Source organism: Streptomyces sp. NPDC060198 (assembly GCF_042728415.1).
Taxonomy (GTDB): Bacteria; Actinomycetota; Actinomycetes; order Streptomycetales; family Streptomycetaceae; genus Streptomyces.
Genome location: NZ_JBHWZJ010000431.1, coordinates 1 through 5,382, shown reverse-complemented (window position 1 = coordinate 5,382; position 5,382 = coordinate 1). Strand labels below are relative to the sequence as shown.

The 5,382-nt window shown below is 72.1% G+C and carries 3 protein-coding genes; 2 read left to right on the top strand and 1 reads right to left on the bottom strand.

Annotation, left to right across the window (positions count from 1 at the left end; translation table 11 throughout):
• Positions 1 to 142: 142 nt before the first annotated feature.
• A complete protein-coding gene (locus ACFWEP_RS30970) occupies positions 143 to 784 on the bottom strand; it encodes a hypothetical protein (RefSeq protein WP_387375064.1) in 642 nt (213 codons plus the stop codon).
• 333 nt (positions 785 to 1,117) lie between these two features.
• On the opposite strand from ACFWEP_RS30970, the gene ACFWEP_RS30965 reads away from it, so the two are divergent.
• Complete coding sequence (locus tag ACFWEP_RS30965) at positions 1,118 to 3,277, top strand: DEAD/DEAH box helicase (protein WP_387375062.1); 2,160 nt, start codon at positions 1,118 to 1,120, stop codon at positions 3,275 to 3,277.
• 594 nt (positions 3,278 to 3,871) lie between these two features.
• Complete coding sequence (locus ACFWEP_RS30960) at positions 3,872 to 5,230, top strand: DUF4192 domain-containing protein (protein WP_387375061.1); 1,359 nt, start codon at positions 3,872 to 3,874, stop codon at positions 5,228 to 5,230.
• The last annotated feature ends 152 nt before the right edge of the window (positions 5,231 to 5,382 follow it).

The following is a 5,382-nucleotide window of genomic DNA, read 5'->3' as shown; positions in this document are numbered from 1 at the left end:
GGCACCCTGCTGATCGTGTGCGGTGACCCGCAGGCGATCAACGCCGCTCTCGGCGCGAGCGTCTGATCCGACCGGAAGCCCGTCCGGCCCGGAACTTTGGTCCGGCCGTCCCGCGGGGCGGCCGGACCCCGGTCCGCCGGGCTCAGCGGGCAGCCGTGCGCAGCATCGCCTCGGCCGCTCCGCCACCCGTACGGAGAGGGATCGGGGCGGCGGCGAGAGTCTCCGCGAGCGACGCCGGCGTGGAGAGCGAACTCGGCTGTCTGCCTCCCCGGCCCTCGCCCAGTACCTGCCACCCACCGCGGGTCAGGGTGATGTACGCACCGCAGCGCAGCCCGTGCAGGGTGCAGGCGTCCCGCAGCCCCCACATCCACGCGCCGTCCTCCTCCGTCCAGCGCTCGTCGCCTTCGCGGCAGTAGAGCAGCACGGCGGTACGCACCGGGGTGCGGCGGCGCAGGTCGTGCGGGATGACCCGGCGCAGATGGGACAGGAGCGCGTTGCGGAACTCCCAGCCGTCCGCGACGGCGGAGCCGCGCCGGACGAACGAGGCGCTGGCGTTCAGGCGTTCCTCGTGATCGAGGACGGCCACGACGGCGGTGGCCGGAGTGGGACGGTGGCGGGCGTGCAGCCCGCTGACCACCTCGCGGGGGTTGCGCAACAGGGGTATGCCCGCCGACGCCCACTCGGTCGGCTCCAGCATCCGGGCGAGCCGACTGGTGGAATCGGCCGGCATCGAGGACGCCGCCCACGGTGAAGTGTCTGCGGACGGTGCGAATCCGAAGGTCACGGTTCTCCCTTCGTTACGCGCCCACGATGCGGGCAGGATGACAGAGGGCACGCCCATACAGGCCGTGAAGTGACCGTGCGGGAGGCGACTCCAATTCTCCCTGGCGCACCGGCGGGCGGCAACGAGCAATTGGAACACCCGAGGGATATCCGCCGGAAAGACCCGGATATCCCTGCCCGTGGTGGCCCCCCACGACGCCTCCCGCCTCCTTGGAACAGCCCGGCACGGAAAGAACACCCCGGAACCCCGTCGGAGACGAGAGTCTTCCGTGCCGTGGTCCGTCACCCTGCGTGAGGTGGCCGTGCGGCCCGGCCATCGGGTTGCATGGGGGGCATGGACACCCTGGATCTCCGCAACGAAGCAGACGCCATTCTCGCCGAACTGGTCGGTGATCCGAGCGGCTCGGCGAGGCTGCGGGAGGACCAGTGGCAGGCGGTGTCGGCCCTGGTGGAGGACCGCCGCCGGGCCCTGGTGGTGCAGCGCACCGGCTGGGGGAAGTCGGCGGTGTACTTCGTCGCCACCGCCCTGCTGCGCCGCCGCGGCGCAGGCCCCACCGTGATCGTCTCGCCGCTGCTCGCCCTGATGCGCAATCAGGTCGACTCGGCGGCGCGCGCAGGGATCCAGGCTCGCACCATCAACTCGGCCAACCCGGAAGAGTGGGAGACCATCTACGGCGAGGTCGAGCGCGGGGAGACCGACGTCCTCCTCGTCAGCCCGGAACGCCTCAACTCCGTCGACTTCCGTGACCAGGTGCTGCCCCGGCTTGCCGCCACGACAGGTCTGCTGGTGGTCGACGAGGCGCATTGCATCTCCGACTGGGGCCACGACTTCCGGCCGGACTACCGTCGCCTGCGGGCGATGCTCGCCGAGCTCGCCCCCGGGGTACCGGTCTTGGCCACCACCGCGACCGCCAACGCGCGCGTCACCGCGGACGTCGCCGACCAGCTCGGCACGGGCGCGGGCGAGGCGCTCGTCCTGCGAGGGCCGCTGGAGCGGGAGAGCCTGCGCCTCGGAGTCGTACGGTTGCCGGACGCCGCGCACCGCCTGGGCTGGCTCGCCGAGCACTTGGACGAGCTGCCCGGTTCCGGAATCGTCTACGCCCTCACCGTCGCCGCCGCCGAGGAGGCCACCGCCTTCCTCCGGCAGCGGGGTTTCGTGGTCGCCTCGTACACCGGGCGCACCGAGAACGCCGATCGGCTCCAGGCAGAGACCGACCTCCAGGAGAACCGGGTCAAGGCCCTGGTCGCCACCTCGGCCCTGGGGATGGGCTTCGACAAGCCGGACCTGGGCTTCGTCGTCCACCTGGGCTCCCCTTCCTCTCCCATCGCCTACTACCAGCAGGTAGGACGAGCGGGCCGCGGTGTGGCCCACGCGGACGTGCTTCTGCTGCCGGGCAAGGAGGACGAGGCCATCTGGCGATACTTCGCCGACACGGCCTTCCCGCCCGAGACCCAGGTGCGGCAGACCCTCGCGGCACTGGAGAGTGCGGGCCGGCCGCTTTCGGTGCCCGCCCTGGAGACGTCGGTCGAGCTCCGGCGCAGCAGGCTCGAGACGATGCTGAAGGTGCTGGACGTCGACGGCGCGGTGAAGCGGGTGAAGGGCGGCTGGACGGCCACCGGTGCCCCGTGGGTGTACGACGCCGAGCGCTACGCCTGGGTGGCGCGGCAGCGGGCGGCCGAGCAGCAGGCCATGCGCGACTACGTGAGCACGTCCGGATGCCGGATGGAGTTTCTGCGCCGTCAGCTGGACGACGAGGGTGCGGCCGCGTGCGGCCGCTGCGACAACTGCGCGGGAAACTGGGCCGACTCCTCCGTATCGGCGGAGACCCTCACGGGCGCGGCGAAGGAACTGGACCGGCCAGGGGTGGAGGTCGAACCGCGCCGGATGTGGCCGACGGGTCTGGCCGCGCTGGGCATCGACCTGAAGGGGCGTATCCCGGCCAGGGAACTGTGTTCCAGCGGGCGGGCGCTGGGCCGGCTTTCGGACATCGGCTGGGGCAACCGGCTGCGCCCGCTGCTGGCCGAGAACGCACCGGACGTACCCGTCCCCGAGGACGTTCTGCGCGCGGCGGTCGACGTTCTCGCCGACTGGGCGCGCTCCTCGGGGGGGTGGGCGGCGAACACCCCGGAGGCCTCCGCCCGGCCGGTGGGTGTCGTCGCGGTGCCGTCCCTCTCGCGCCCGCGGTTGGTCGGCTCCCTCGCCCAGGGAATCGCGACCGTCGGCCGACTGCCCTTCCTGGGCACATTGACGTACAGCGGACCGGAGGGGGAGCACACTGCGCGGCGCAGCAACTCCGCGCAGCGTGTCCGAGCACTGTCGGGCGCCTTCACCGTCTCCGACGAACTGACGGCCGCGCTGGCCGCGTCGCCCGGGCCCGTCCTGCTCGTGGACGACTCCACCGATTCCGGCTGGACCCTCGCGGTCGCCGCGCGGTTGCTGCGCAAGGCCGGCGCCGAGCAGGTCCTTCCGCTGGTGCTGGCCGCCTCCGGCTGAGTCTTCGCCCGCTCCGTCACCGCATGCCGGGTCCTCGCGCACGTTGCTTCCGTGCGTCAGGTCCGGGTGGTTCATTTCCTCGGCGGCGCCGCCCGGTTGATGATCGCGGCGGCGTGAAGGGGCCCGATCGGGAGGGCCGCCCCGGACCGTGGCTGCGAGACGGTCCTCTGAACGCCGACCGTCGCCAGGGCCGACAGGACGAAGCTCACGAGAACCAGCGGTCCGTGCCTCGGCGTCGCGGCCGGACGGACCCACCGGTTTCGAGAGCCGCTCTTCTCCGGTACTCCCACAGCTGGTTGCCCCTTCTCCCTGCCGGTCCCCCACGAAGGCCGCCGTCGACGGGCGGACGCCGTCACCCGGGTGCTGGAGGGGCCGGAGGGCGGAGCGGCGGGGCGGGCGGCCGTCCCGATGGTGAGCAGGCGCGGAGAGCGGGTCGTGGTGGCGGGTGCCGAGTAGCGCTTCGATGTGCTTCGGAGTGGTCATGTCCCCATGAGAAGCCCACCCTCTGACAATGCGCCAGTGACGCTGGGTGCCTGTGGATAAGAGTTATCCACAGGGGTCGCGGAAAATCGCGACGTGCGGGACGGTCATCCCATGAACAAGCACCATGAATCCACCGGCCCCGCCGACACCCAGCAAGTCACTCTGCGTGGCCCCGCCGAACTCGCCGACGCCCTTCCCTATCTGCTGGGATTCCATCCGACGGACAGCGTGGTCCTCGTTGCGTTGCACGGCGGCCGTGGCCGCTTCGGGGGGCGGCTGCGCCACGGAATCCCGCGGTCGGAGACGGAGTGGGCTTCGGTCGCGGGTCAATTGGCGGACTGCCTGATCTCGGGAAGCGAGCAGCGAGGCGACCGGCCCCACGCGATCGTCCTCTTCCTGTGTCAGGACCCGGGCGCCGGAGAGGCCGCCCATGAGGTCATGGAGAGGATGAGGCCGTTCGCCCAACTCCTGCGCACTGCCTGCGGTTCGCTCGACGTCCCCGTGCTGGAGGCGCTCTGCATCTCCAACGGCAGGTATTGGTCGTATTGTTGCCCGGACGGCCGGTGCTGTCCGAAGGAGGGCAACCCACTCGCCCTGCCGGGCACCACGGTGATGGCCGCCGCCGCTGCCTATGCCGGGATCCAGGTCAAGGGCTCGCTCCGGGAACTGGAACAACGGCTCGTGCCCTGGTCCGGTGCGCTCGCACCGGACCAGCTTCGCGCGCTGGACGAGGTGGGCGCGGCGATGGTGGCCCGCATCCTCGACACCCACGGGCGCGGCCAGGTAGCCACAGAAACCCTGAAATTGGCGAGAGGCCTGCTGGAGCGCGTCGGTAAGACGCCCGTGCCCTCGGCCGCGGACGCCGCCGACTGCCGCGACGACGGACTGATCAGCCACGACGAGGCCGCCGCCGTGATCCTGGGACTTCAGGACCGTGAGACCCGGGACCGCGCCGCCCGGTGGATGGAGGGTCCGGAAGCCCATGCGGCACTGCGCCTCTGGCGTGCTCTCGCCCGGCGTTGTGTGGGTCCGTACGTGGAGCATGCCGCCGCCCCGCTGGCGCTGGCCGCCTGGGTCTCGTGGTCCACAGGGGACGAGCCCGGCGCGCGGGTGGCTCTCTCGCTCGCCCTCCGGGCTGACCCGGACTACGCCTTCGCCCAGCTCCTCCACCAGGCGTGCAACGAGGGCGTGGATCCGGAGAGGCTACGGCGTTGCCTGCGGGAAGAGGAGGAGGAAGCCCTGAAGTCCGCTGCCGGAGAAGCGGCCCCTCGGCCCGGGGCGACGCGGCCTCGCAGGGCAAGCCGGGTGAAGTCCGGTGCGCCGGCCGGGCCGTCCGGCACAACGCGGAGCGGTCGGGCCTCCGGTCACAACCGCCCTGTCACCCCGGCCAACCCCGGGGTGGCAAGGGCCCGGCGCCGGGAGCGGCTGCCACGCGGACAGCAGGAGGACAGAGACGGAACCAGCGGCTGAGCGAGCATCCGGGCCGTATCCGTAGGGCTGCGCTTCCGCGCGTCCCGTCGCGACGCGGCTCCGTTTCCGCACTGCAGCGGCTTCCGTAGGGTTCGGCCCGCACGACTCGACGCAGGCGCTTCGGTCCCCGGCTCCCGCGGCCGGTGCCGAGC

Excerpts from the sequence above, each read along its gene's own strand:
- ACFWEP_RS30965 (WP_387375062.1), top strand. The coding sequence starts at position 1,118 with ATGGACACCCTGGATCTCCGCAACGAAGCAGACGCCATTCTCGCCGAA.
- ACFWEP_RS30960 (WP_387375061.1), top strand. The coding sequence starts at position 3,872 with ATGAACAAGCACCATGAATCCACCGGCCCCGCCGACACCCAGCAAGTC.